The organism is Pseudoalteromonas sp. SMS1, assembly GCF_021530565.1.
Classification (GTDB): domain Bacteria; phylum Pseudomonadota; class Gammaproteobacteria; order Enterobacterales; family Alteromonadaceae; genus Pseudoalteromonas.
Genome location: NZ_JAKGBI010000029.1, coordinates 1 through 25480, shown reverse-complemented (window position 1 = coordinate 25480; position 25480 = coordinate 1). Strand labels below are relative to the sequence as shown.

General features: G+C 41.9%; 24 protein-coding genes and 1 pseudogene. 5 read left to right on the top strand and 20 right to left on the bottom strand.

Features of this window, described 5'->3' with window-relative positions; translation table 11 throughout:
- Positions 1–2: 2 nt before the first annotated feature.
- The 18 genes from L1286_RS22325 to L1286_RS22240 all read right to left on the bottom strand — a co-directional run bounded on the left by L1286_RS22325 (position 3) and on the right by L1286_RS22240 (position 15734).
- On the bottom strand, positions 3–713 hold the full coding sequence (locus L1286_RS22325; RefSeq protein WP_235409254.1) for a FliH/SctL family protein: 711 nt from the start codon (positions 711–713) through the stop codon (positions 3–5).
- The gene (locus tag L1286_RS22320; protein ID WP_235409253.1) at positions 706–1053 is read right to left on the bottom strand and encodes a hypothetical protein; all 348 of its coding nucleotides are present in this window, start codon (positions 1051–1053) and stop codon (positions 706–708) included. Before L1286_RS22320 ends, L1286_RS22325 begins: the two co-directional genes overlap by 8 nt.
- The gene (locus L1286_RS22315) at positions 1043–2422 is read right to left on the bottom strand and encodes a flagellar M-ring protein FliF C-terminal domain-containing protein (RefSeq protein WP_235409252.1); all 1380 of its coding nucleotides are present in this window, start codon (positions 2420–2422) and stop codon (positions 1043–1045) included. Before L1286_RS22315 ends, L1286_RS22320 begins: the two co-directional genes overlap by 11 nt.
- A 6-nt stretch (positions 2423–2428) precedes the next feature.
- On the bottom strand, positions 2429–2725 hold the full coding sequence (fliE, locus tag L1286_RS22310; protein WP_235409251.1) for a flagellar hook-basal body complex protein FliE: 297 nt from the start codon (positions 2723–2725) through the stop codon (positions 2429–2431).
- Between the two features lie 2 nt (positions 2726–2727).
- The gene (locus tag L1286_RS22305; protein ID WP_235409250.1) at positions 2728–3117 is read right to left on the bottom strand and encodes a flagellar basal body rod protein FlgC; all 390 of its coding nucleotides are present in this window, start codon (positions 3115–3117) and stop codon (positions 2728–2730) included.
- Entirely contained in the window at positions 3117–3488 is a 372-nt protein-coding gene (locus L1286_RS22300) for a hypothetical protein (protein ID WP_235409249.1), read from the bottom strand. Before L1286_RS22300 ends, L1286_RS22305 begins: the two co-directional genes overlap by 1 nt.
- Before the next feature lie 9 nt (positions 3489–3497).
- Positions 3498–4613: a flagellar basal body P-ring protein FlgI gene (locus L1286_RS22295; protein WP_235409248.1), complete on the bottom strand. Its 1116-nt coding sequence runs from the start codon at positions 4611–4613 to the stop codon at positions 3498–3500.
- A complete protein-coding gene (locus L1286_RS22290) occupies positions 4610–5194 on the bottom strand; it encodes a flagellar basal body L-ring protein FlgH (protein ID WP_235409247.1) in 585 nt (194 codons plus the stop codon). The genes L1286_RS22295 and L1286_RS22290 overlap by 4 nt, the downstream gene beginning before the upstream one ends.
- Positions 5178–6110, bottom strand: a complete 933-nt coding sequence (gene flgA / locus L1286_RS22285; protein ID WP_235409246.1) for a flagellar basal body P-ring formation chaperone FlgA — start codon at positions 6108–6110, stop codon at positions 5178–5180. Before flgA ends, L1286_RS22290 begins: the two co-directional genes overlap by 17 nt.
- Before the next feature lies 1 nt (position 6111).
- A complete protein-coding gene (gene flgG, locus L1286_RS22280) occupies positions 6112–6873 on the bottom strand; it encodes a flagellar basal-body rod protein FlgG (protein WP_235409245.1) in 762 nt (253 codons plus the stop codon).
- 2 nt (positions 6874–6875) lie between these two features.
- Positions 6876–7547, bottom strand: coding sequence for a flagellar hook-basal body complex protein (locus tag L1286_RS22275; RefSeq protein WP_235409244.1), 672 nt, complete (start codon positions 7545–7547; stop codon positions 6876–6878).
- On the bottom strand, positions 7534–9648 hold the full coding sequence (locus L1286_RS22270; protein ID WP_235409243.1) for a flagellar biosynthesis protein FlhA: 2115 nt from the start codon (positions 9646–9648) through the stop codon (positions 7534–7536). The genes L1286_RS22275 and L1286_RS22270 overlap by 14 nt, the downstream gene beginning before the upstream one ends.
- Positions 9645–10709 (bottom strand): EscU/YscU/HrcU family type III secretion system export apparatus switch protein, encoded by a 1065-nt coding sequence (locus L1286_RS22265; protein ID WP_235409242.1) that lies wholly within the window; start codon positions 10707–10709, stop codon positions 9645–9647. The genes L1286_RS22270 and L1286_RS22265 overlap by 4 nt, the downstream gene beginning before the upstream one ends.
- Before the next feature lie 3 nt (positions 10710–10712).
- The gene (locus tag L1286_RS22260; RefSeq protein ID WP_235409241.1) at positions 10713–11453 is read right to left on the bottom strand and encodes a flagellar biosynthetic protein FliR; all 741 of its coding nucleotides are present in this window, start codon (positions 11451–11453) and stop codon (positions 10713–10715) included.
- Positions 11454–11461: 8 nt separating this feature from the next.
- Positions 11462–11725 (bottom strand): flagellar biosynthetic protein FliQ, encoded by a 264-nt coding sequence (locus tag L1286_RS22255; RefSeq protein WP_235409240.1) that lies wholly within the window; start codon positions 11723–11725, stop codon positions 11462–11464.
- On the bottom strand, positions 11715–12845 hold the full coding sequence (locus tag L1286_RS22250) for a tetratricopeptide repeat protein (RefSeq protein WP_235409239.1): 1131 nt from the start codon (positions 12843–12845) through the stop codon (positions 11715–11717). Before L1286_RS22250 ends, L1286_RS22255 begins: the two co-directional genes overlap by 11 nt.
- Positions 12846–14000: 1155 nt before the next feature.
- The gene (zigA, locus tag L1286_RS22245; RefSeq protein ID WP_235409238.1) at positions 14001–15206 is read right to left on the bottom strand and encodes a zinc metallochaperone GTPase ZigA; all 1206 of its coding nucleotides are present in this window, start codon (positions 15204–15206) and stop codon (positions 14001–14003) included.
- 96 nt (positions 15207–15302) lie between these two features.
- Positions 15303–15734, bottom strand: a complete 432-nt coding sequence (locus L1286_RS22240) for a TraR/DksA C4-type zinc finger protein (protein ID WP_235409237.1) — start codon at positions 15732–15734, stop codon at positions 15303–15305.
- 2553 nt (positions 15735–18287) lie between these two features.
- Between L1286_RS22240 and L1286_RS22235 the strand changes: the two genes are divergently transcribed.
- From L1286_RS22235 to L1286_RS22215, 5 genes are read left to right on the top strand one after another with little or no spacing between them, the layout of a single operon-like run.
- Complete coding sequence (locus L1286_RS22235) at positions 18288–19124, top strand: alpha/beta hydrolase (protein ID WP_235409236.1); 837 nt, start codon at positions 18288–18290, stop codon at positions 19122–19124.
- Between the two features lie 42 nt (positions 19125–19166).
- Entirely contained in the window at positions 19167–20660 is a 1494-nt protein-coding gene (locus tag L1286_RS22230) for a flavin monoamine oxidase family protein (RefSeq protein WP_235409235.1), read from the top strand.
- 48 nt (positions 20661–20708) lie between these two features.
- Positions 20709–22403: a thiamine pyrophosphate-binding protein gene (locus tag L1286_RS22225; RefSeq protein WP_235409234.1), complete on the top strand. Its 1695-nt coding sequence runs from the start codon at positions 20709–20711 to the stop codon at positions 22401–22403.
- 54 nt (positions 22404–22457) lie between these two features.
- The gene (locus L1286_RS22220; protein ID WP_235409233.1) at positions 22458–23384 is read left to right on the top strand and encodes a hypothetical protein; all 927 of its coding nucleotides are present in this window, start codon (positions 22458–22460) and stop codon (positions 23382–23384) included.
- Between the two features lie 5 nt (positions 23385–23389).
- Positions 23390–24406, top strand: a complete 1017-nt coding sequence (locus tag L1286_RS22215) for a twin-arginine translocation signal domain-containing protein (protein WP_235409232.1) — start codon at positions 23390–23392, stop codon at positions 24404–24406.
- Positions 24407–24635: 229 nt separating this feature from the next.
- Here the strand turns inward: L1286_RS22215 and L1286_RS22210 are convergent, their stop codons facing one another.
- The gene (locus L1286_RS22210; protein WP_235409231.1) at positions 24636–25166 is read right to left on the bottom strand and encodes an SMI1/KNR4 family protein; all 531 of its coding nucleotides are present in this window, start codon (positions 25164–25166) and stop codon (positions 24636–24638) included.
- Between the two features lie 55 nt (positions 25167–25221).
- Positions 25222–25480: pseudogene (locus tag L1286_RS22205) on the bottom strand (hypothetical protein); the annotation flags it as partial.

Here is a 25480-nt window from a genome sequence, read left to right as displayed (position 1 = left end):
AGTTAGCCTTTTAACCCAACTAAAAACGCATCAAGTTGCTGTTTCAATTTATTGGATAGGTCGCTGTGCTTATCACCATTTGATAAACACAGTTTGTGGCTTCCAGCTGTTAAAGCAGCGTCTTTTTCTAGTTTTATTTGTCCGTTAAACTCCTCTAACAAACCGCTCTGTTGAAGGAAGTCAAATTCAGTTTCACCGAGCCTTAAAACAACTTGTTTATCTTCGGCATATTTATTTGCGATCTCTGCAAGTAACGTTTTGAGATACGATTTATCTTCTAGCCGCTCTCCTAAATAGACATAAACAGCTTGATTCACGATGTCTACCAAGGCTTCAGGTTCACTGATCTCGATGGTTGGCGACAAGCTTTCCAAAGTGGCTTTTAATGAATTCAGATTATCAAGGTGGTCTTGCTGCTGTTGAGCCCACTCTGCTTTCATGGCTGCTAACTCATCCGCAGCTTTTTCGGTGCCCGCTCGATACCCTTGCTCTCGACCCTTATCCGTTTCTAGTTTGACCAAGTGATCAAGGTCTTCTTTAAACGCTTGCAACAGCAAGGATTGACGCGCTTGTTTACTCAACTGTGCAAGCTCATGCTCTAAGTCGACTGTAGGCGCCTGTGTGTCTGCTTGTTCAGCGTGTTGCGGTTGCATCGCAACGTCGTCTGCAACCGCTTTGGCCTTAAATTCAAACGTTTTAACTACATCAACCATGGCCATTCTCTTTCGTTAGCACTTGCATCAAATAGCGCTTTGTTTCAGTGGCCAAAGTGCTTTGAGCCATGTTGAACTCAGCGTCTAAATGCGATCGAAGCCCGTCTGATAAAGGCCTTTGCTGCGTAGGCTGCGTGACTTTTTCAGCGTTTTTCTGTGCCAATTGATGGATTAGATCAGGCTTATTCTGTATCCCAAGCTTTTTAAGCTCTTTCAAACCTTGCTTTATCTGCAAAGCCTGAGCACCGTCTAGTTGCCTTAAAATCTTGTAACGGTCCCACCAACTTAATACCGACAGTTTGAGCGTGATCTGTTTAATTGGATCTTGATTAATGTGCATGCTTTTCCTCAGGCTTCTTAATCCAATCATTGATTTCAAGCAGCAGCGCTTCTTGTTCTTGCTGGGTTAACTTTGGCTTCTTTGACCTAAGTGCAAAAAAGAGGCAAGCCACCACCAGCAGTGCAACCACAATCCAAAGTACCATCATATAGCTAGATACTTTTTCACTTGATGGCTCGGTTGCTTCCACTGAGTTCACTACAGGCTCTGCAACTATAGCTGTCACAGGTTTAAGCGCTGTCGCTTCTGAAGATAATTTTGCGATCGGAGGGAAATTACTGACTTGTACTTTGTCACCACGGCTTTGGTCGAACCCAATGGCCGCCTTAATTAACCCGGTTAAGCTTTGAACTTGTTCATCGCTTATTTCCGCGTTTAATGCAACGGCAACAGACACCTGCTTTACAGCGCCTGCATGGCTTTTCAGCTCTTCGGTTCTTGAACCATGCGCGTATTGTACTTCCTCATGAGAAAGGCCTTGATTTGATTGACTACCCGCCTCGGCATTTTGAGTAGAGACATTGCGCTTCTCTTTAATAACGTGGCCCTTGCCGTCTTCAACAGTCAATAGCTCTTTCTTAACTGCAACAATGTCTTGTCTGTCAATTACGATGGACGAAGAGACAGCATATTGTTCAGGTTCCAGATACAACGAAAGTAGTTTTTCAATCTTTTGCTCTAAAGCCGACTCTTGCTGTGATTTGAAATCATCAAGTCGCGTTGTTTGCTCATCCGATGTTGTTGAATTAGAGATCAACTCACCATTTGGGCCAAAGATAAGTACATTTTCAACTTGTAAATCTTTAACACTAGACGCAACTAAATTTTGGATCCCTTGGATCTGCACAGCCGATAACTGAGTATTCTGTTCAGGGAATACCGTGACAGACGCTTTTGATAAGTCTGCATTGTCTGCAAATAGCTTCTTTTCAGAAAAAGTAAGGTGAACACGTGCGTAAGTAATAAACGGCATCGCCCCTAAGGTACGCTCTAACTCGCCTTGCAACGCACGCTGCATTGTCACCGCTTGCGCATGGGTTGTCATACTGTAATCAGCGTTGTCAAACAGCTCTAAACCTTGTGACGGGAATTGGCTTTGCTTTTGCTGTTCGAGTAACATGTGGCTTTTAGCCAAAGCTTGCTCGTTAACGAGCAGTTCACCCGATGCGCCGAGCTTATACTCAATACCTTGCTCTTCAAGCGAAGAGATCAATCCAATTTGCTGACTCTCAACATTAACAGGCAACTCACTGTAGCGAGTCTGCAATACAAAAATGATCAGCGATACAGTAATAATCACGAGCGCCACGAGCGTAACTAATAGTGATTTTTGCTTTCCTGAAGAAAGTGAAGTCCAAAACTCTTTCATATCTGCCTACACCTGCATTCTCATAACTTCTTGATATACTTCAAGTAGCTTATTTCTTACTTGTAACGCAAATTGCAATTCAATTTTTGCTTGCTCCATTGCGATCATTAATTCATGCGTTGGGATGCTTTCACCACTTGCCGCAGCTTGCGCCATTGCCTCAGTTTGGTTTAGTGCCTCATTGGTCTTACTAATGCCATCCATTAGCACAGATTCAAACGCAGCAGGTGCTTGTATTTGCTTAATATTTACCTGGTTTGATAACTCGCTTAATGCAAGTTCTTCTATTGCATTGATGGCCATCACTATTTACCTATTTCCATTGATTTAGAACTCATTGTTTTATACGCGTTAAATGCTTTCACATTGGCTTCGTACGCGCGTGTTGCACTATTCATTTTTAACATTTCACTGGCGATGTTTACATCTGGCATATAAACAAACCCTTTTTCATCAGCCAACGCATGTTGGGGCTTATACACAGCTTTAAACTGAGCAACCTCAGTCAAATGGGCAGAGTCACTGTTAAGCAAACTGGCAAATGAATTCACACTTGCAACCTCTTTTAGTTTTACAACATGCGTTGCATTTGCAGAGATTGTATTGGCATGCGCAATGTTGTGCGCGGCCGCCTCTAAGCGTGCTCTCTCATATGACATACCGCTCATGCTGATCGCATAAATATCATGTGCCATTATTGTTTCCCTCCAGATACTGCAAGCCTCATTAGGCCCATTTTTCTATTTAGTACTTCAGTCATCTTGTTGAATTTGCCCGCCGCTTTCATTGAAAGTGCCACTTCTTCATCTAATTTCGAAGTGCGTGCATATTCCGAAACAAATTGACCCTCTTGCGTATGCCAGCTGTCTGAATATTGCTTTGCGAGTTCAGCACGTACATCTGGTGGCAAGCTATTTAATTCTTCTAACAGCGCATCAAAATTAACCTCTGACGTTGACTTTACTTGCGCATTAGCACTGGCAATGTTTTGCATTGCCAGTCTTTGCTCCGTCGCAGCCATGTTCATGGCTAAGCGGAGCATCTCTATTGAATTCACTTCATTCATATCAGCCTCTTACTGCACAACCAGCTCTGCGTGAAGCGCACCGCTTTGTTTAAGCGCTTGAAGAATCGAGATAATGTCTCGTGTAGACAACTTCATGGCTTTAAGAGAATCAACCAAATCAGAAATGTTTGTACCATTCTTGTTGGTATACAAAGCCTCTTGATTCTCAGTCACTTGAATCTCACTATCCGGTACAACTACCGTTTGAATCGCATTGCTGGGGCGGCCAAGCATTGTATTCGGTTGTGAGGTTAAGAAGTTGGTATCGATTGTGAGTTTCAAACTACCATGAGAAATCACCACGTTACCTACTTGAACATCTGCGCCAGCTACCAAAGTTCCGGTGCGCTCATTAATGACAACACGAGATATGGCTGGTGGCTCAACATACAAATTTTGTATTTGCGCAATGCTCGAAATGACCGAGCGGTCTTGCGGCGGTACGATCTGAATTTTTCCAGCATGGAGCGCTTGGGCTGTTACGCCTGAAGTTTGCAATGCCTGAACGACTCTATCGGCCATAATAAAATCAGGTTTGCGAAGTACCAAGTGCAGTAATCCATCATCAGACAAAAAGTTGCTTTTAACTTCTCGCTCTACAACGGCACCTTGGTGGATAACCCCCACCGTTGGGTGATTTTTTTGCACTGATGATTGATTAGCTTCAAATTGATAGCCACCAACAGCAAGTACGCCTTGCGCTAACGCGTAAATTTCATCATCAGCACCTTTGAGCGGGGTCATGAACAAAGTACCACCAGACAAGCTTTTCGCATCCCCTAGTGATGAAACGTGTACATCAATTCTATCGCCTGGCTGTGCAAATGGCGGTAAGTCGGTACTCACAATTACTGCTGCAACATTGCGCGCTTTGATGTCTTCTAAGTCTAAAATAAGTCCGAAGTTTTCAAGCGTATTTCTAATTGATTGAATCGTCGCGCCATTTCTAGAGGTGTCACCCGTACCCGCTAAACCAACGACAATACCATAACCGACTAATGCATTGTCTCTGACACCATCAACACGGGCGATGTCTTTGATTTTAACGTTGGCCTGACTTGCTTGCGCTATATTTCCGACTTGGCTCAAACACAATAGGGCCGTAAAAATGAATAAAAACTTCATGATAAACCTAACCATTTAAACAACTTAGCAATCACACCAGGTTCTGTACCTTCACTCACACTTCCCTGACCAATAAACACGATGTTGGCATCAAACAAACGTGATGAAAGCAGCGTGTTTTGAGATGAAATATCACTATTTCTGACACGCCCAGTGACTTCTATACTTTGTACTTCTCCATCAAGCGTAATATTTTGTCGGCCGCGAATAATTAAGTTGCCATTGGCATCTTTGCCTTCGACCAAAGCCGTTATCTGTGCTTTGATAAAACCGTTTCTATGGATGGCGGCATCACCATTGATCTCAGAGCCAACGCCAATACCAAATGGCCAACTGCCATTTGGGCTTGACCCAGATGCCGATAACCCAAACCCTTTATCTGTGGCAGCGCCAGCAGATGACTTAGCCTGTGCATTTTCCATCACGATAATTGTCACAGTATCGCCAACGCGACTCGCTCGTTTGTCTGCGGTGTATGAGTTAAATGTCTCTTTACTAAATAACGAACTGGCCTGTGTGTTTACACTCATCAGACTGATCACGAATATTAGAAAGCCAGAATACTTACTGCTTAATCGCATTTACTTTCTCCTTTGCAGCGACCGTTACGCGTAACGCGCTGTTACCTTTTTCTAATTTGACTGGGATCTCATCACCTACAAACCCATCCTTTAATGCTTTGGCTTTTGCCTCAAGCTTTATACCTTTGTAGTGGTAGGTTAAATCTACCCACGTGCCCTTTTTAACATCGGGCTTTTTTCTAAAATCAGACGCTAAAATTGCCTGACCCGCTTTTATGGCTCTCGCCGCTATCAAACCACTTTCTGGTTTGACTTGCTTCGTCCTTACAAGTGACTCCGCGTCACGCCATTGCCAAGTCAAATCATCCTGATGAATATCTCGATTGGCACGAATTGAGCGCACTGCCACCGCTTGATTTACCGAATAAGTGAGTTCAGCAGTAATCCACCATTGCTGCTGGCCTCGCGTGACACTGAATCGCTTATGGCGTCCCCACAGATCAGATGTCGCCTTAATCTCAAATTCACGTATGCTCGAATGCGTTTGCGTACATATTTTTTGCGCTTTACGATCCCAAGCTATGTGTTTTAACGTTGCAAAATGCGCGTCAAACTGCTGCTTAAAAACCCCTTGTACTAAAGGAGACAAATCTAACAGTGGTACTTCGTAACAGTGCTTTAATATCACTCTCGGCCAGCCAGACACCGTAATCTCACCTGTTTGGAATGACGTATTTTTCACGATGTACTCAGTAATATCTGATTTAGATACATACTGCTGATGCGCCGGCCAAGGCATTCTTAAATTGCTTATTGCTTTTTGGGCGCCCGAGCTGGCTTTGCTAAGGTCGAGTATGCTTGCCAAGGCAATGTACTCATTGCCCTGATACAAGCTCTGCGACAGCTTTATATTTTCCGGCTCGGCGGCAACATAAAGCGGCATTAACGTGATAAACGAGATCCAAGCAAATTTCATGTTATCGGCGTAAGTTATTAATCGTCTCTAAGATCTGATCTGAAGTTTGAATGATTCTGGCATTCATCTGATAGCCGCGTTGAGCAAGCATTAAATTTACCATTTCTTCATTCATCGATACGTTTGATTGCTCAGCGAAACCTTGAATTAACTGACCAGTACCATACTCACCCGGCGTCGCTGTCTGTGCGCTGCCCGACTGTTCAGTCTCCATAAATAGGTTATGACCGACGCGATTCAAACCATGGTTGTTACTGAAATAACTCAGTTCTATTTGGCCAATTTCGATCAGCCCAGTCTCATTGGGCACTTTCACAAGCACTGAACCACTTGCAGCAAAGGTTACTTCGCTCACATTGGCTGGTAATTGAATCCCTTGGGCCAATTTCAGACCTTCAGATGAAGTCAAAAAGCCTTGTGAATCCAGCCTTAAACGACCCGCTCTGGTGTATGCAATGTCTCCATTTTGAGTCTCAACCGCAAGAAAACCATTGCCGTTAATTGCCACATCAAAAGGATTACCAGTTTGCTTGAGATCACCGACAGAAAAGTCAGTTTGCGTTGACGCAACCCCAACCCCAGCACCTTGAACCAAAGCACCACTTTGCTCAGTATTGTGCGTTTGGTAAACCAAATCGACAAAGTTAATACTGCTGCTTTTAAAGCCTGCGGTATTGGTATTTGCGATGTTATTGGATATCATCTCAATGAGTTTTTGCTGAGAGTTCATCCCGGATTCTGCGATATATAGCGAATCTATCATTGTTATTTTCTTCCCATTTCATTTATTCCGCTGTTCAGCATTTGATCATATGCATGAACGACTTTTTGCAGGCTTTGAATATTTCGATTGATACTCATCATCTGCGTCATTTCGTCAGATGAAACAACAGATGATGCGTTGAGTGCGGACGGCTTCACGGTTCGTACTTCAATGGCTGTCACGGCCGAAGAAGCGCGATATAAACTCGCCACTTCCGTGCGCGCTAAATTGTCGGTTTTAACCAGTGCAAGCTGAGCGATTTTAGAGCCATTGACAGACACATCACCATTGGTATTTATCGAAGGTACCTCACCATATGTGTCTATCTTGCCATTCTCGCCCACCAGCTTTGCACCGCTTGAGTGCGTTAGGTAACCATCGGGGCCGACATGGAAACGCCCATTTTTCGTCAAGAAAAACTCATTGTTTAGTTCAACAATAAAGTACCCCTCTCCCACAATGGCGACATCGAGTGGTCTATTAGTGTCATTAATTGCAGACTTACTTGGAGCAATATGCGTGACCGTTTCAACGGTGCCACTTTCAAGTACTTGATTAAACGTTTGTACCGATTGATACCCAGGCGTGTTCACATTTGCAATGTTTTGACTCACCGTAGATAACATTTGTAGTTCTCTATTGATGCTGGCATCGATAAGGTTAATTGGATCCATTGCTCACCCCGCCGCCTTGATTGGTTAACCCTTTATTCGACACAACCCCCAATGTTTGTACAGAAATATTGACTGGGATCTCAGATACGGCGACCACAGATAATTGCGGGAGTACCCTTTCAAGCAATTGTTTTAGGCCGAGCCTGATTGGAGAGTGGCAAACCAAAACTGGCGATATACGATTAGTAATTGCTTTTTCACATAGCCCACCCAACTGTGTAATCAGTAATTCAGTTGTCGCGCCATCCAAACTCAGTGACACACGCTCACCCTCGTGCTGTGCGCCAGAGATAATTTGTTGCTCTAGCAACGGATCTAGCGTCACGACATGTAACGTATCGTTTTCATCCGAAAGCGGTTGAACAATGCTAGTTTTTAATTTTTCACGCACTTTTTCAGCTAAGAAAGACACTTCTTTTGACACTTTCCCTTGGTCGACCAAACATTCAAGGATCAACTCAATATTTTTAATTGATACTTTCTCTTTGAGCAGCATCTGGAATACTTTTTGAATATCCGTATAAGACAAAATATTTGGGATCAGTTCATCTAATAAGCTGCTGTGCGTAGTTTCAATTCTGCTTACTAACGCCTCTGTTTCAGAGCGTGTTAAAAGTTCCCATGAGTGAGATTTAACCACTTCTGTAATGTGAGTCAGTAATGTGGTTTCCGAATCAACAACCGTGTAACCCGCTTGTTTTGCATTAGGCACTTGCTCCTCAGGGATCCATGCCGCTGGTAACCCGTAAGTCGGTTCTTTGGTCACGTCTCCTTGTACTGCTGAAAGCTCCCCTTTGGGGTCTATTGCCATATGTAAGCCATATTGAACGGTCCCCTTCCCTACACGTGACGAGAACACCCTAATTTCATACTCGTGTTCGGAAAAAGCAGGCTCTTTGACCACTTTATACTGCGGCAAAATTACCCCTAACGATTGCGCTTGCTGCTTTCTAAAAGCTTGGAAACGGGTCGACAATAAGTCGCCACTTTGTTCAATTTTATCGGCCAGTGCGTGTGACACCGCTAGTTCCAAAGGAAACACTTTGAGTAGCTCACCAAAGTCATCGCTTTTAGATTCAGTTTGTTCGCCAGAGGACGTACCTTGCTCTTGCTCAGAACCTGACTCATCTTGCGCGCTGCGCTTTTTAGCTGAACGGCTGACAAAAACACCCAAAGTAAAAAACAACATAGCAAGCATGGCGATAGGTAGGCTCGGTGCGCCAGGCAAGAAAACCGCAGCGCCCAAGGTACCTGCAACAATGAACAATGTTTTTGGTGAAGAGGTAATTTGCTTGCCTAGTTCATCACTCAGGTGCGCATCGGTCGCAGCACGGGTAATAATAATACCTGTTGCAGTTGCAATGATCAGAGAGGGAATTTGCGTCACAATACCATCACCGACGGTCAGCAAGGTATACGTCTCAAGGGCCTGATCCCAGCTCATGCCTAGCTGTACGATACCAATCGACAGGCCGCCGATAATATCAATCAATATGATAATGATGCCGGCGATAGCATCACCTTTAACAAACTTACTTGCACCATCCATAGCACCATAGAAATTGGCTTCTTTTTCTATATTTTTCCGGCGCGTTTTGGCCTCTTGATCATCGATCAAACCCATATTCAAATCGGCATCGATACTCATTTGTTTGCCAGGCATTGAGTCCAATGTAAATCGCGCTGCCACCTCTGCCACACGTTGCGCACCGTTAGTAACAACAACATATTGCACAACTATAAGTATAAAGAATACAACAAGGCCGATGACGTAATTACCGCCTACCACAAATGAACCAATTGCATGAATTACTTCACCCGCATCGCCACCTTCAAGAATTAGACGAGTTGCTGATATATTCAGTCCAAGTCTGAATAGTGTCGCAATTAAAAGCAATGAAGGAAGAGTTGAAAAGCTTAAAGGCTTATCCGTATAAAAAGTTAAAAGCAGGATCAATAATGCCAAACTAAAGTTAGTAATTAGCATTATATCTAGAATAACAGGTGGCACGGGCACAAATAACATCGTTAAGATGCCAATAATGGCTACCACAAGTAAAAGGTCTTTATGTGTCGCTAAGTTTTTAAGCATCGGTGTCATTTTGTTTTAGTCTCCATGCCAAGTAGCCACCTAAATACTGGCGCTATATCTTTAAAGCATGACATTGGTACAGCCTCATTTAATTGACATTCCTTATATAATTTTCTTGCCAACTTTTTATTCTGAATCATTGGAACTGAATATTTTCTTGCTTGTTTCCTGATTTTAAATGCAAATTCACCCTTACCCATTGCAACAACCTGCGGGGCGATCATTTTTTCTTTGTCGTATTTCAACGCAATTGAAATATGTGTTGGGTTATTTATCACCACATCTGAATCTTTGACTTGACTCAATGCGGCACTTTTCATTAAGAGTTCTTTTTGATTCTGCTTTTGCTTTTGCTTTACTTCTGGGTCGCCTTCTTTTTTCTTGTGCTCGTCTTTAACTTCTCGCTTGCTCATCTTCATTTTGTTCATGAAGTCCCACTTGTTGAACAAAACATCAAGCAAAACAAACGGTATGACTGCCAAGAAAAACACGCCAGCCACCTTTGCAAAGATAGAGAACCACGCATTCTTTATTTCTTGTTCGCTTCCAAAGCCTATTTTATTTATGTCTGCATATATGTAGTCATAGAATAAGTAGAAAATTCCACCTACCATTGAAAGCTTTAAAATACTTTTAATAAGCTCAAACAGCGTTTTCTTTGAGAATATTTTTTTAAACCCAGAAACAGGATTTATTTTTTTAAAATCAGGCTTCATTGGGTAGGATGTAAAAATAAACCCAGTTTGCATAATCGTAATTGATATGCCGACCAATAGAACTATCAACAGTAATGGTAAAAACACCGATAACGCAGACCAAACACCAAAGTTGAATAAATTAACTAGGTTTTCCGCATTAACACTAAAACCACTTGCAATAAAAAAGTAATGCCTAAATAAGTCAGCAATTTTACCCAAGACAACATCACCAAACATAAATGAAGCGGCCACAAAAGCACCACCCGTAAAAATAAGGTTTAACTCCTGGCTTTTATTTACTTGGCCTTTCTTTTTTGCTTCCTCTAATTTATAGGGGGTAGGCTTTTCTGATTTATCTTGCTCTTGGGACACGACTTAAAAACCCAGCTCTCTTATAAAAAAGAATGACTTATCATATAACAGAGCAAATAGTTCTTTACTGTGCAATACATTCACTCCAACTACTGTGATGCCAATAAATATTTTAAAAGGTAGCATTACAAAATATATATTCATTTGCGGCATTGTTCTGGACAAAAAACCAATAAAAATATCTAAGCACCACATAACTAAAATCATTGGTAAGAATAAGTACATAGAGATAACAAATATAAAAAATGACATCCCTAGATAAACTTCAAAATCAAAACCACTTATCCAACGTCCAACTTCAATGACTTCATACGTAAATAACACGCCTGCGAGTAGCTCTGTATGTAATCCAAGTACATAAAACAGCACCAATGCTAAATAGCTGTAGAAGGTCCCTATCAACGGCTCTTGAGAGTTGGTCGTCGGGTCCATCACCCCTGCCGCACCAAAGCCGATTTGCATATCAAGCACTCTTCCCCAAAAGCTAATAGACGCTATTGCCAACACGATTGGAAAGTACAGTAATGCACCGATGAAGAACTCGCCGATTGCTACCTTTATAAATTCAATGCCGGTGTAGGCTGTGTTGATATCAATAAATACCGATATCACTAGGCTCAAAACTAACAGCACTTTCGCTCTAACCACACCAGGCAGACGCTGTAAAGGCCCTTTGTTTAAGCCGATAAACATAGGTAGTAGTCTGAATGAAATGAGAATCCACTCATCAAAAACAGTCATCATGGTGTTATTTAAAAATGCTTAATCGACGAAATGGTTTCAATCGCAAACTCAGTCAACACACTTAACATCCAAGGACCAAACAGACCTAACACAGCGACAGATATAATTATTTTGGGCACGAATGTCAGTGTCATTTCTTGGATTTGCGTCACCACCTGAATAACACTTATCAGCAAGCCGACAAGTAAGGTAGCGAGGAGCAAAGGAAGTGCAATTTCTAGTGCAACTTCAAACATTGCCCCCATCAGGCTCACTACGTGATCAGCTTCCACTGACTGTGCCTGAGTTTTGTGCGACCGCTTTAATTAGCTCCGCATAACTAATGCCATCAATATGACTTGGCATGGCAATAATGGCTTCGACCTGTGATTTCGCTTTGTCTACATCACCATTTTTCTCGTCCATAAGTGATTGCGCATATAAACCGGTCAGCGAGTTTTTATCCAAACGTAACGACTTTTTAATATTGTGCTCTGCGGCAGCAACATCGCCTTTATTTATATTTATGACAGCGAGTGCGCCATAGGTCTCAGAAAACGCAGGAGAGAGCGCTAACGCAGTGTTAAAGTCTCGTTCAGACGCGTCAATATTACCTAAAATCAAGTGACACCAGCCACTCATATGATAGGTACCAACGTGGTCAAATTTGTTGCTAAACGCCTTATTAAACGATTCAAGCGCAGCTTCAAATTCGCCTTTTAAGAAGTCAACTTGGCCTTTGACAGCCCATGCACGTGCCAGCTGAGGGGCGACTTTCAAACAGTGGTCAATGACCTCGTTACCTTGTGGCACTTCGAGTAATGCGACCTTAACAGATGCCAGAGCTAGCAGCGCGTCAACTTGCGTATTGTCTTTTTTAACGGTTGTTTCTGATAGCGCGAGTGCTTGTTCGTAATTACCAAGATCAAACTCGACCAGAGACAGCAAGCCTAGTAGTTCTGGCTCATCACTCTGTTCTGAAAGGCTGTTCAGTATACCTTTCGCCTCATCTATCTCCCCTTTTAGATAAAGGATACGCGCAAGTAACGTGAAGCTATCTATGTTCAGGCCTGCTTGATGATAAGCGCTGTCTAATATTTGTTGCGCGGCGTCCAAGTCCCCGCCAATAAATTTACAAAGTGCTTTGAAAAACACACCTTGCGGACCTGTATTTATATCGATGTCTAACGAGAGTAAGTACTCAGACTGAGATACAAAATTACGAAGGATTAGGGTATTGAGTATTGCATAATGAGACTGAGGGTCACTCATCACTTTAGTTGGAATTTTAGATACAAACTCTTCAATTAATACCTTATCTGAACTGCTATTTACATGACTCAATAAGTCATACATTAACGACTGGTTTTCAGTATCCTGAATCCAATAATTAAGTAGCTTTGACAAATCCATTCTTGATTACCTTTCATTCGAAATATTTATTTTAAAACTAGTACGGGTGACGAATAAATCATCAAATCCATTTAAGTACAGAGTCACTGCAAGCCAAAAATTCAAGGGAATTATAAATATTTTCACATCAATGTGAAGAAAAGAAATTGTTAAAGGCCGCTGAAAAAAGCTCCGCACTTGTAAGTTTATTTTTTTTCAACTTTAAATCAATCAGTTACAACATTGGCAAGTCACTTACATTTCTTTACAAAGTGAATATTCTCTGTACATTTCTACCGAGCTAATGATTGAGAAATGCACACTTAGTGATCAATTGAAATTTTGAAGCTGTCCCTAGAAAGATATCTTATTGAAATTCACCACCCCATTATTAAAAAATTAAAATATTAATAAAAAACATTATTTTATATGCTCACATATAGAAAAATCGCATTCAAAAACAACACTGGAATTAACATTCATTAAATGAACGGCAATGGTATTTCACATTACATAAATTCTTGACTGAACCCACCCTCTCTATTGCATAAAAATCAATTAATATCTTCATAATTTGGTCATTTATATGAACGTACGTGCGTGAGCGAAAATCATAAAATCACATGTAAACGCCTCAATTAGTTTACAAATTCAATGTAAATGCTAGCGAAAGGTTTCATTTGATATTGTAGGTAATTTCGAATTGAGGCCTAACGCACTAGAGGCACAAGTAGCGAAATAATCATCCATAAGAACACCATAAAAGATATAAAATTTAACTTTTAAAGTCAGCGCGAGGGTTTGTCTCAGAGGGCGCATCGCTATGGAAAGTCACTCACTAGTTTCTCCCCGTAAGTAGTCGATAATTTGCCGTTCGAATTAAGTCTATTGTCGAGAATCCGAGAAGGAGAACCTACTAGTCAAACTGTGCGCAAAGTAACACGCACTGGGCTAAGTCTTCCACCCGTACTGTTCATTGCTTTTTTAAGACTGAACTCTCACAGTTTTAACTGACAGCGTCTCCTTCGCGGTTTTTTATAAAGCATGCATACGTCATGACCAATTAGAAAATTACTTACCGACAACCACAGATTTTCATTGAAAGGCGCTCAGCCATACAACAATAACGACTAAAAAACCGTATAAGGCCAAGCTTATGAATAAACTGCTAACACCTTAAATTTGCCATTCAGGAAAAGGATCGGGTAATTGTGCCCAGTAGTCTTGGCCTTTTTTTAGCTCTGCTGGCTTGAGCAAACAGTTATCCAATCTTGCTATTATGTCTTCTTTGTCTAAGCCTTGGCCGATAAATACGAGTTCCTGACGCATATCTCCAAATGGCTCCTCCCACATTTCAGCAATTGCATTAAGATATTCCGGATCTTCTGGCCATCGCTCTTTTGGCACAGCTTTCCAAAATAATCCCGCCATACCATATCTAGCCATTCCACCAGCTTGACTCCAACTACCCGCAATATGCGGTCGTGTCGCTAACCAAAAAAAGCCTTTAGACCGAACGAGCTTGCCGGCGACCTCTTTGCAATGCAGAAAATCAAAAAACTTTTTCGGATGAAATGGCAATCTCGCTGTATACACAAACGCACCTATTCCATACTCTTCAGTTTCTGGTATATGTTCGCCGCGCAGTTCTTTAAGCCATCCTGGTGCCAGCTGTGCTTTTTCAAAATCAAATAGACCGGTTGCCAACACCTCTTCGAGGGGTACCGCGCCATTTTGAATTGGGATTTGCTTCGCCTCAGTATTCAATGTTTTTAAAATGCCTTGCAACCTCTGTAGCTCACCATCACTAATTAAATCGACTTTGCTAATTAACAATACATCTGCAAACTCCACTTGTTCAACCAATAAATCAGCGACACTTCTCTCATCGCCTTCGCCTAAGCTTTCACCGGTTTCTTGCAGTAACTTGGCCTCATCGTAGTCCGTTAAAAAGTTCAGCGCATCCACCACCGTTACCATCGTATCGAGCTTGGCGATATCCGATAAAGCATTACCCTGCTCGTCAGCAAAGGTGAACGTTTCAGCGACGGGTAAAGGCTCAGAAATCCCCGTCGATTCCACCACCAAATAATCGTATTTGCCTTCTTGGGCTAGACGGTTGACCTCTTCAAGCAGATCCTCTCGTAGCGTACAGCAGATACACCCGTTGCTCATTTCAACCAGTTTTTCTTCTGCACGATTGAAGCTCACTTCATTTTGGACAATTTCAGCATCAATGTTGATTTCACTCATATCGTTGACAATAACAGCAACTCTCAACCCAGCTCGGTTGTTGAGAATATGATTAAGTACCGTCGTTTTTCCCGCGCCAAGAAACCCTGACAAAACGGTGACAGGCAACCGTGGCATTGTATTTGACATAACCGCCCCTTTTTAAACATGGTTGTCTTATAAATAAGTCACCACACCTTCGTTATGGTCGCCCTTCAAAAGTGCAGCAACGCAATGATTTGTTCACTACCCTTTGAATAAATGTTCACCCACTTCTTTAATATTCTTTACGTCCGCACAGAACTCTGTGGTTGGCCTCGCTAGTAGCCTAGGAATACCAATGGGTTCGCCAGACTCCATACAGTATCCATACTCTCCAAGCCTAATACGCTCTAAAGATTGAATGATTTTTGGTAGCAGTTTTTGTTCCCTTTCGACTATGCGCATAGAAAGCGCCCATTGTTCTTCCCAAGAAGCCCTATCATTAAAGTCAGCCAAATCGGGCTTGTCTTGCATATGCGCTTTTACTTCACGGATCCTTTCTCGCGTTGTATCGTGCAAGTCGATTAATCGCGCTTTAAAAAACGCAAGTTGTGCGTCATTCATATATTCTGATTCAGGTGCAGCTAAAATTTGTTCTTCAGTTAACAAGGGCAAAGATTTGTCTTCGGCAGTCATTATAAAACTCAACTCACTAAGTTGTTACACTATAACATAGCACAATATAGTGACTTAAGTTCTCTAGCAAGGAACAATTTATGAATGTGTTTTTCGAGCAGATCAGCGCGGCCTGTTTTCAGTGATTACACAATGCAAAACAAGACAAGTTGAGCGCTTAAACCTAATGAGGTCATAGGCTGTTGGAACAGCTAAATTGGCCCCACAGTACGTATCTCTTGCCGCTTTCTAGCCGCTCTTTTTTATTTTTAATCATTTAGGTGACAGAACCCCATACATTTTCACTCTACGCAGGTCTTTAGCTTTCAACGGCAAAATTGCGCCTTGCTGAAGAATACAGTTATCTATCTTTGATGTCGTTATTGCACCGTGAATACTGCTAATGACAACAACGGTGTTGTTCAACCATCTCAAAGGCATTCTTACACTGCAATAATCTGCACTATCGCACCTATTTTGAATACCACATTGATCATATACAAAAATAACAGGGGTGTTCACCAAGTTATATAGAAGCAATACAATATTGACGATAAGCTTGACACTGTATTTTTAGTGCTTGTCACACCTATTGATTGGCCAATCTAAGCAATCAATATGTAATAAACAGGCACCTGCACACTCATATTTTTAAACCAGCGAACGTGCGAGTAAAATAACTCTACCTTTTGGTTATTTACCTTAAAACCGATAAAGCAATTCACCATTGATCGCGCCTCTCCATACACATAGCTGTTTACACAGTCATATATGCGGCCCAACTCAGAGTAAAATGGGATAAGCGTGAATACGAGATGATTTGCGGCTAGAAATGGCGGTGTATAACCCTTCACACTTGTGAGGCAAGCAAATTCAAACCCTTTAAATTTAGAGGGTAAATCAGCCACACCTATCATTATGTTGTGACTGTCATGAGTTTGAAACAAGTAGCATACCGACTTTACCTTCATTGACTTTACATGGTGTTTAGTCGCCAGCGCACTTTTTTCTCCAAAGGGTATTTATCCTCCGCTGTCATTATATTTTCCCGCTCAGTGATCAGCTGCCAGCTAATTTACGCAGGTAAGCACATATTTTGCTGGCACAGGTCAAGTTGATACACGTACGACCCCTTTTCATTTGTTGGGTTTATATGCGGTGTATTATCATAGCCATTTTCATAGAACATTAATTAAACAAACACTGGAGGCAATAAATAGGATCACGTTATTGTCGAATGACGGGTTAAGCGCATCGCATTGGCACGGCGTTTACCTGTTTGCACTCTGCGACGGTACGTTAGATAAGCACACCAACCACCAATCACTTGTGCTTAGATACAACTGAAACACACTTTGTGACTGAGTGCAGTGCATTTACCTATCTAAACTCTAAATTATAACCACATACTTTTATTCAGCTTATGATATGTAAGGAAAAGGATTTTTATCCACTCCTTTGTGCATCTTGAGGAAGCATATAAATAGGCTGTATGCGCAACCTAAACTAAGCAGGTTACTTCACGCACAATACAAAGTGCTTCGTATGCCTGTTAGACACACCTATATAGTCAACGCAGTTCAGCTTTAATGTAATTTCATAGAGCTTATAACCAAGTCTTCAGTTGTTTTTAACTTATGTCACCATACCCGTTTACGCATTCACTTTTGTGCATGCCCCGCTCTGATCTGAGTAATCCGTTGATATGTATTATTCGTTAGTATTTCTTTTAAGTATGCTGTAAATAACAGTATGACCTATCTTAAAAGGCTGGTTATTTAAAAGGAGAGAGTATTTTTAGTAAGCCCAATGAACATCTTTTTCACCTCATCATTCCTTACTATAATTGGCCGCTTAAAAAGCCCAAATGCGCTTGAATTAGCACCTATTCACTCATAGTTATTCATACAAGCTATGTGCCTCTCTACATGTATGATATCGATAAGACTCAGCTCAGTGTTTGTTTTAAGTCACTTTTATTACCCCCCTATTTGACACCTTTTAGTCTAAATAGAATAGGAATAAATGCGCGTTTTTCACTATAAATTTAGGCGTTAACTGGGTAAGAGAATCACAAAGAAGTGAATTTCACGCATATTCGCCCAATTATTTTGATTAAAAATAAATTTTTTTATAAAAAAAATTATTTATTCCCACACAATAGTCATCCAAAGTGAAAATACGCAAAACTGCATAGTACTTGAATAAACATTAAACAAAACTAATGGTTGACAGTATAAGAATCGTCAAAATTTATGCACTGAACCATCCATTTTTTAAGCTTTAATGCGTCATCTTGAACAAAAATCAACCACATCAATAGAATGACAAAAAGGATCCCTCTTTTTATTCGACAAAAGTCTAGCAAGCCTGTTCTCTATAGATAATTAGATTTTTAACCTCTCGTTTAGAATAAAAATTCTAGCTTACTTTAACAGCCAACAGCGATTTTTTAATTTTTTCGATTAATGAATTAAAAACCAAGAACGCCTGCTTTTTTGAGCTGTTATTTTTCCTGTTTTTTATTGCTAAGATGCCCACGTTTTTTACTTACAGAATTAGGAAGGACTTAGGATGAAGTTAAAAAATGCATTGATATCTTTATGTGCTACTGCAAGCTTGGTCGCCTGTAATAGTATTTCTTCAAACACAAACTCAGGTTCTGCGGCAAACCTCTCAACAGGTCAAACAGAAGCAACCGTGGTCTTTATCCATGGTGCACACTTACGAGGTGCAGCTTGGCAACCCGTAGCCAGTGAATTAAAAAAAGCGCAGGTTACACCTCATATTATCGACTTACCTGGTCGCGATAAAAAAGTGGCGCCAAAAACCATTACTTTAAGCCATGCAGCGGATGCACTGTGTAAACGTACTCAAGACCTCCCACAACCACAGGTTTGGGTTATGCACAGCCAAGGCGGTGCGGTTGCCCATAAAGCGCTTGCTTCATGTAATCAAGTCGAAGTGAATCACTTAATCTATGTGAGTGCCGTTGCCCCAGTCGAAGGCGCTAAACCTTTTGCGCTATTGAATAAAGATGACGAAAACAATTACTTCAAGGGTGTAACCTACGAAGGTGGGTGGATGAAGATTACCAATCAATCGGAATATATCACCGCTTTTACCAACACTAATTCAAAATCTTTACAAGCACAGATTTGGTCACAGTCAGTGGATGAACCGGCGGTAACCGGCGAGGGAAAAGTGTACTTGAATAAAGCGAAATTAAATGCCATCCCGAAATCTTATGTGTTTGCAAAGGAAGACAAGATTATATCGTATGCAACACAGCAGAAAATTGCGGAGTCTATTGGTGCGACACAAACCTATCATATTGAGTCGGGTCATTTGCCGATGATCACACAACCCGTTGCCTTAGCTGATGCAATAAAGTCCGCTTTGGCACTCTAAATTTTCAATCACCATTCAATCTATCGTTAAAAGGACTTTTTAATGACGAAAAATACCCTTGCCCATAGTGGCGAGCCAATGGCGCTATTAAACAGCGTCAGGGCACTTGCCTCACAAAGTTTACAGCACTCGCCTTCTGTAACAATTATAGGAGCTGGTATCGCTGGTTTAACCAGTGCATACGAATTACTTAGGTTGGGCGCAAAAGTGACGATTATAGAAGCAGACCCGGGCCACATTGGAGGCCGCGTAAGAACCTTGCGTGAGTCTGACACTTTGTATGCTGAGCTGGGTGCTATGCGCATTCCAACGCACCATCAAGTTACTCGCCATTATATTGCTGAAATGGGATTAAAATTACGCCCATTTGTGCAAGACAATGCACGTACTCATGCCATGATCCGAGGCAAAAAAGTGACACGCAGCCCCGAAGGCTTTGAGCAGTTAAAAAGCGCTTTTGAGCTTACCCCAAAAGAGCGCAGCATGAGTGCCGACAACATGTGGGATCTTGCAGTCACTGAAGTGTTAAATGCATTGTCGGATAAAGAAAAGCGTGCACTTTATGAGAAAAACTTAACCACTCAAAGACTCAAAGAACTGGATGCGATGTCGCTCAAAGATGCATTTAAGCAAGCAGGGCTCAGCTCTGAAGCGCTCGAATATGTGTCTTCTATTTATGGCGTTTCGACCCTGCTTCATACCGCTTTTTCTGAACACTTGCGAGAACAACTTGAGCGAGTCTGGTTCGAGGGTTTCGACGAAGTCGTTGGCGGCACCGATCTCCTAGCCAAGCACCTTTATCAACGCATTGAGGGTAAAGTGCAATTTTTGGCTGGCGCTAAAGTAGTCGAAATTAAAAACCAACCAAATAAGGTGTCTATTTGTTATCAATCCAGAGATAGAAAGAAGCACACGTTAGAATCTGACTATGCAATTTGTACCCTCCCCTTTGGCGTGTTGGGCAAAATCGACTTTCATAACAGTATCAACCCCAAAAAGGCGCGGGCATTTGCTCAGGTGCACTATGACTCAGCAACTAAAGTATTGATCAGAACCAAAAACCGTTTTTGGGAGCTTAAAGAAAAAATTTATGGCGGGAGTACCATTTACGATGCAGGCCTTGGTCATACTTGGTACCCAGCTGACAATGCCGTCGCTAAAGAGCGTGCTATTTCAAACTCAGCCAGTTACTTGTTGGCTTCTTATACCTGGGGCCAACACGCCAGACGTGTCGACACACTTAATAACTTTGAGCTCAAAGAGTTGATTTATACAGAGCTGAAGAAAGTACACCCTTATATTGAGCGAGATGACATTTTAAGTGTATTACGCTGGAGCTGGAGTAACCATACTCATTCGGCGGGTGCCTACGCGTTTTTCAACCCTAGAGACCATCAAGACTACTATGCGCTAATGAGCGAACCCGAACAGCGCCTATGTTTTGCCGGAGAGCATTGCTCGGTTTATCACTCTTGGATCCAAGGCGCTTTAGTATCCGCCCTAGAAACCGTTCAGTACATTCACAAACACGCTTAAGCTTATTTATCACTTTTTAATATTAGATTTTTGTAATAAGGAAATATCATGTCTTATACAGTCGCTGAGTTTATTACGCTCAGACTTAAACAATTAGGTTGTCACCATGTTTTTGGTGTACCGGGCACTTCTTGTTCTGATTTTATCGACAGTTTGGTTGCCGATCCAGATATGCATTTCATCAATACGGTTAACGAGCTCGAAGCTGGCTATGCCGCAGATGGATATGGTCGACAAGGTGCATTAGGCGCGGTCTCGGTTGCATATGGTGTAGGCACTTTGAGCATGGCCAACGGTATTGCCAGCGCCTTAACAGAGCGCGTGCCACTGGCAGTGATCAATGGTGGACCAACCGACAAAGATCTCAACCTTGAAGCCGAATATGATGTGTTATTTTCTCACTCAACCGGGTTTGGTAAAACCGATTTGCATGTCTTCAAAGAGCTGACGCTCGCCGCAGAAGAAATTCGCGACCTAGAGGGCGCAGCTGATCGTATTGACCAACTACTCATTACTGCATTAGAGCAATCTGGTCCTGTCTACATCGAAATCCCTCAAGACTTATGGAAAAAGCCAATCGGTCACTTTTCGGCCAACTTAAACTACTCTGCAAGACGCTATCGCGGCGGTAGGCGACAGTTTGTTCGCGCCATTAAAAACACATTGCCCCAAGCTAACAAGCCTGTGGTATTGCTTGGTGCTGAGCTGGTCCGTTTTGGGTTAATTGATGAAGCAATGCAATTTGTTGAGTCACAAGGCTTACCGTTTTATACCACACTACTTTCAAAGTCTTTGGTGAGTGAGTCTCACCCGCTATTTTGTGGTGTTTATGACAGTGATTTGGCCCCCTCAACCATTACGCAAGGCGTGGAATCATCAGATTGTGTGATTGCCCTAGGTTGTTTATTTGGGATTGACCATCGCTATATGGTGGTTTCTCTCAAAGAAAAATTGATCCGTGTGGCCTTTAACAAGGCAATGGTAGGTAGCAATGTGCTACGTAAACTCTCTTTAGGAGCAGCATTAGAAGCGATTAATGCCCTTCCGAAACTGAATGAGCAAAACAACATTGTACCCAGTGTTGCAGGTTTAAGTTATCAACAGCGCCGTGAACAATGGCAAACAAAATTCAGCAATGACCCTTATTCTGGCACTCTAGGGCATGATGGCATTTTTGCAGCCATCGGAGATTTTTTAAATACCATTCACTCCCCTTACTACATTAGTTTAGATACTTGCTTGGCGAGCTTTCCAGGCGCGGATATTCCCGTTACAGATACACAGTGTTTCTTAGCGAACCCTATTTGGCTTTCGATCGGACAAGGCACACCCGCAGCAATAGGTAGTTATTTCGCTACGGGTAAAAGGCCGCTCATAGTGACTGGTGATGGTGGATTCCAAATGGTCTCGCAAGCGTTTTCGTCGTTTGTACAAAACAATATTCCGGCCATTATTGTCATTGTTGATAATGGTTCCTACGCGATCGAGCAGTTCTTAATAGATGGTTCTTTTTTCACAGAGCCAGGCAAAGCACCATTGGACTACGTGATGCTCAATGGCTGGAAGTATGAAAATATGCCCCATGTATACAATGGCGGTATAGGGTTAAGAGTCAATACCTATGAAGACTTGCTAGGTGCGTTACAACACGCGCATGCACGCCCTGATCAACCTTGTGTTATAGCGGCACAGATCCCGATGAAAGATCTCCCTGCTGAAAACCGTGCATTTTTGGGAATTTAATCAAAATTGGCCGACATAACTGACTGTCGGCCTCGTTAACACAAGGGTAAAAGGATGACATTGTCGCGACGCGCTTTTTTAAAAAGCGGTTTTGCTGTAACTGGCTTAACCAGCATTGATGCATTTGCCTCGCCTTGGATAAGGGCTTTGCTCAATGAATCAAATAGCTATCATGCGTTATATCTCAATAAATACTTATATAACGATTTAACCGCTTTACTGGCGAAACAACTCCACCTATATCAGGATTCAGAAATACACGCTCAAGCACTTGAGTGTGTCTCTAAAATGCAGGATGAAGGGCTCATTTATCAGCGTTTATCAGATATTTTAGCCAATAGTAAGCTCAACATGCATTTACTGAATATGCATCGGTTGCAAGATCAACAAGTACGTTTCAGTCAATATTTAACTGAATTAACACGTACACACAGCCTCTCTGGTTATATTAGCTTTGGGTTACCCAATAGCGAGTTTGACCCTATTAATCATCTACCATTTTTTAATGGCCAAACTTATACCATGACACATGCACTCAATGAGTCATATTCTCCACTACAACGGACCGACTTTTCGGGTGTAATACAGCCAATAGAGCTAATAGATAGCCCGCCTAAAATCAATGCTTCAAGCGTGGAACTGGCTGCTATTTACGATGGCCCTCACAGCTATTCAAGCACTGACTTTACGCGCATGATGCTACGTATAAAACAAGCCATGCCCTCTGGCGGTAAATTAGTCATGCCGCTGTTCAATGTGCAACAGCCTGCACACAAGCATGTGGTATCCGTGTTCAATGATTGGAAAAACTTGTTGCATGGCCGCTCATGGCAAGCAGCGCAAATTCAGCGAGATAGGCTGCAATCTTTAACCGCTTGGCATAAAGAAATGGCGATTTATGGCTATAAAGTGCATGCCGTTATTCCGCTGGAAGAAAACACCATGCTCCCTGAATATCTCAGCATTTACGAAAAGGTTTAAACATTATGGAACCATTAAATAACAAAGGACTATCAAGACGTTCATTTTTAAAAGGCACCGGCATTGGCATGGGAGTCTTGGCCAGCAGTATGCCAAGCTTTGCTTTCGAAAACGTGTTTGACAACCACAATGGCGCAGTGGCTACCGCTCAATTAAAAAATGCAGGGTTGTTAGAGCAAGCGCAAACCAACTTGCTATTCAAGCAATTGACTGACGCACTCAATTTTAAACACTCTAACGCGGAAAAAGTACTCATTGTCTTAGGGCAAGTCAGCGACCAGGCTTTTCCATACAGTGTTGATCACAAATTACTCAGCGCTTGTTTGACACATTTACACACTAAAGGGATCAGTAGATCGCACATCACCGTTGCCTATCGCGCACCAAGCACGCTCGGTGACAACGCCCCGCTCGTAAAAGCGATTGCATCAACACAAAGCGGTAGTCAACTTAATAACGCTCCGCTTGTGAATGTTGCAACTAGCAATGCCTGGTCAACCATCAACATGCCCAAAGCATTGCCCTCAGTGAAAATACTGGAGCAAGCAAAAAGTGCCGATCACATTATTTATTTAGATCAGCTAACAGACCAACATGGTGCGCTACACTCCCCAACAATGGGGCTAGCTAAGGTTGTATTTGACCCACAGTCATTTAATCAATACCGTAATCAGTATGATGACTTATTTAGTATGGGTGAAATACAAAACGCTATCTCTAAAAAGGTCCGTTTGCTTGCTTATAATGCTTCACGTTTTATCGCTAAATCGACTGAGACAGCGGTGCAACCGCATCATGTTCACCCAGGCCTACTTGCTATATCCAATGATGTTACAAGCCACCAACTGTTCGCTGAAAATTACTTACATAGCGTATTAAATACCACTCCGGCGCTAAGGCATAACGCTCAGCAACTCACTTGGTTTCAATCTGGGGTGAGCCGTGACCCGATGACCATCGAACAGATAGAAAAAACGATTCAGAGATCGGGGGTTGCATTAAATAAGGTACAGCTTGTATAAACATTGCTTTTAGCAATCCGTTAAAGCTTGTCTATACCTCTCTAAAAAGCGGCCTGCATAAATCAAGTAGGTCGCTTTTTGGGTCTAAGCTGACCTATTGGGCAAGTGACAAAGACTTGCCCCGCTTCTGCCAATGCTCTTAACTAAGTGCTTGCTCTTTTCACATAAAACACAGTGTACACACCATGTTATTAAGCAATAAATTTGTGCCTGTCTTGTTATAAATTCTTTATATTGCGAAGAAGCCCGCCTCTTTATCATACCTTTCTTCAACCAATATGCTCGTGATTATGTGACCTTCAGCAAGGCCTATTAAGAAACCTATCAAATTGTTATTATAAAACTCCAAGTCATGACCATCTTCACTCATCACTGCTATTGTCCAATCTTCAGGCCTGCCATTACAAACCCAAAATATGTACTCACCATTATCACTCAGAGCAAAAGTCAGCAAACCTTTTGGTTCAGGGAATAAACAATAGTTATAAAACTCTGGGAAGTCCTTCCGATTAACCTCCATGAGCTTAAGCTTACTTGCGATTTCATAATTTACTTTCTCTTGTCCACCATCCATTTGAGGACTCAATAGCCTTATACGATCTAGAAAAAAGCCATCGGCAAAAGTTTCGCATAACACTTTATAATCTAAAGGCAGCGTGCTCTTCAAACTTTTCTCAATCTTACTAAAGTCTAATTTAATCTGAGCTCTAGAATCTTTAATTTCTTTTAGAGCACAAAGTAAGCTTTTTTTACTTATCATGAGGTAACCTTAGGAAAAAATAGGACAGACACATTTTAAAAAGCAAGTAACCTTGCCAGCGTTCGTTGGTCCAATTCAGCGCGTGTTGCTGGTTCACTTTTACAACTAAGTGATAATGATTGCTCATGATGTCATACGCCGAATTTTCTATCGCAAACACGTCACTAAGCAGCTTTAAACGCTCGATTAACCATGTGCGCCTATGGTCAAAGTTCTCCCTGTATATTTGTCATCTCCACACAAAAAAGCACGGCGTACACACCGTGCTATTAAGTGATAATAAGAGGTCGAGGACAAATCTATCAATGCTTTCC

What these genes read in the sequence shown, in the direction of transcription:
- L1286_RS22325 (WP_235409254.1), bottom strand. Translation starts at nt 713, where the DNA reads ATGGTTGATGTAGTTAAAACGTTTGAATTTAAGGCCAAAGCGGTTGCA.
- L1286_RS22320 (WP_235409253.1), bottom strand. Translation starts at nt 1,053, where the DNA reads ATGCACATTAATCAAGATCCAATTAAACAGATCACGCTCAAACTGTCG.
- L1286_RS22315 (WP_235409252.1), bottom strand. Translation starts at nt 2,422, where the DNA reads ATGAAAGAGTTTTGGACTTCACTTTCTTCAGGAAAGCAAAAATCACTA.
- fliE (WP_235409251.1), bottom strand. Translation starts at nt 2,725, where the DNA reads ATGGCCATCAATGCAATAGAAGAACTTGCATTAAGCGAGTTATCAAAC.
- L1286_RS22305 (WP_235409250.1), bottom strand. Translation starts at nt 3,117, where the DNA reads ATGGCACATGATATTTATGCGATCAGCATGAGCGGTATGTCATATGAG.
- L1286_RS22300 (WP_235409249.1), bottom strand. Translation starts at nt 3,488, where the DNA reads ATGAATGAAGTGAATTCAATAGAGATGCTCCGCTTAGCCATGAACATG.
- L1286_RS22295 (WP_235409248.1), bottom strand. Translation starts at nt 4,613, where the DNA reads ATGAAGTTTTTATTCATTTTTACGGCCCTATTGTGTTTGAGCCAAGTC.
- L1286_RS22290 (WP_235409247.1), bottom strand. Translation starts at nt 5,194, where the DNA reads ATGCGATTAAGCAGTAAGTATTCTGGCTTTCTAATATTCGTGATCAGT.
- flgA (WP_235409246.1), bottom strand. Translation starts at nt 6,110, where the DNA reads ATGAAATTTGCTTGGATCTCGTTTATCACGTTAATGCCGCTTTATGTT.
- flgG (WP_235409245.1), bottom strand. Translation starts at nt 6,873, where the DNA reads ATGATAGATTCGCTATATATCGCAGAATCCGGGATGAACTCTCAGCAA.
- L1286_RS22275 (WP_235409244.1), bottom strand. Translation starts at nt 7,547, where the DNA reads ATGGATCCAATTAACCTTATCGATGCCAGCATCAATAGAGAACTACAA.
- L1286_RS22270 (WP_235409243.1), bottom strand. Translation starts at nt 9,648, where the DNA reads ATGACACCGATGCTTAAAAACTTAGCGACACATAAAGACCTTTTACTT.
- L1286_RS22260 (WP_235409241.1), bottom strand. Translation starts at nt 11,453, where the DNA reads ATGATGACTGTTTTTGATGAGTGGATTCTCATTTCATTCAGACTACTA.
- L1286_RS22250 (WP_235409239.1), bottom strand. Translation starts at nt 12,845, where the DNA reads ATGGATTTGTCAAAGCTACTTAATTATTGGATTCAGGATACTGAAAAC.
- zigA (WP_235409238.1), bottom strand. Translation starts at nt 15,206, where the DNA reads ATGTCAAATACAATGCCACGGTTGCCTGTCACCGTTTTGTCAGGGTTT.
- L1286_RS22240 (WP_235409237.1), bottom strand. Translation starts at nt 15,734, where the DNA reads ATGACTGCCGAAGACAAATCTTTGCCCTTGTTAACTGAAGAACAAATT.
- L1286_RS22235 (WP_235409236.1), top strand. Translation starts at nt 18,288, where the DNA reads ATGAAGTTAAAAAATGCATTGATATCTTTATGTGCTACTGCAAGCTTG.
- L1286_RS22230 (WP_235409235.1), top strand. Translation starts at nt 19,167, where the DNA reads ATGACGAAAAATACCCTTGCCCATAGTGGCGAGCCAATGGCGCTATTA.
- L1286_RS22225 (WP_235409234.1), top strand. Translation starts at nt 20,709, where the DNA reads ATGTCTTATACAGTCGCTGAGTTTATTACGCTCAGACTTAAACAATTA.
- L1286_RS22220 (WP_235409233.1), top strand. Translation starts at nt 22,458, where the DNA reads ATGACATTGTCGCGACGCGCTTTTTTAAAAAGCGGTTTTGCTGTAACT.
- L1286_RS22215 (WP_235409232.1), top strand. Translation starts at nt 23,390, where the DNA reads ATGGAACCATTAAATAACAAAGGACTATCAAGACGTTCATTTTTAAAA.
- L1286_RS22210 (WP_235409231.1), bottom strand. Translation starts at nt 25,166, where the DNA reads ATGATAAGTAAAAAAAGCTTACTTTGTGCTCTAAAAGAAATTAAAGAT.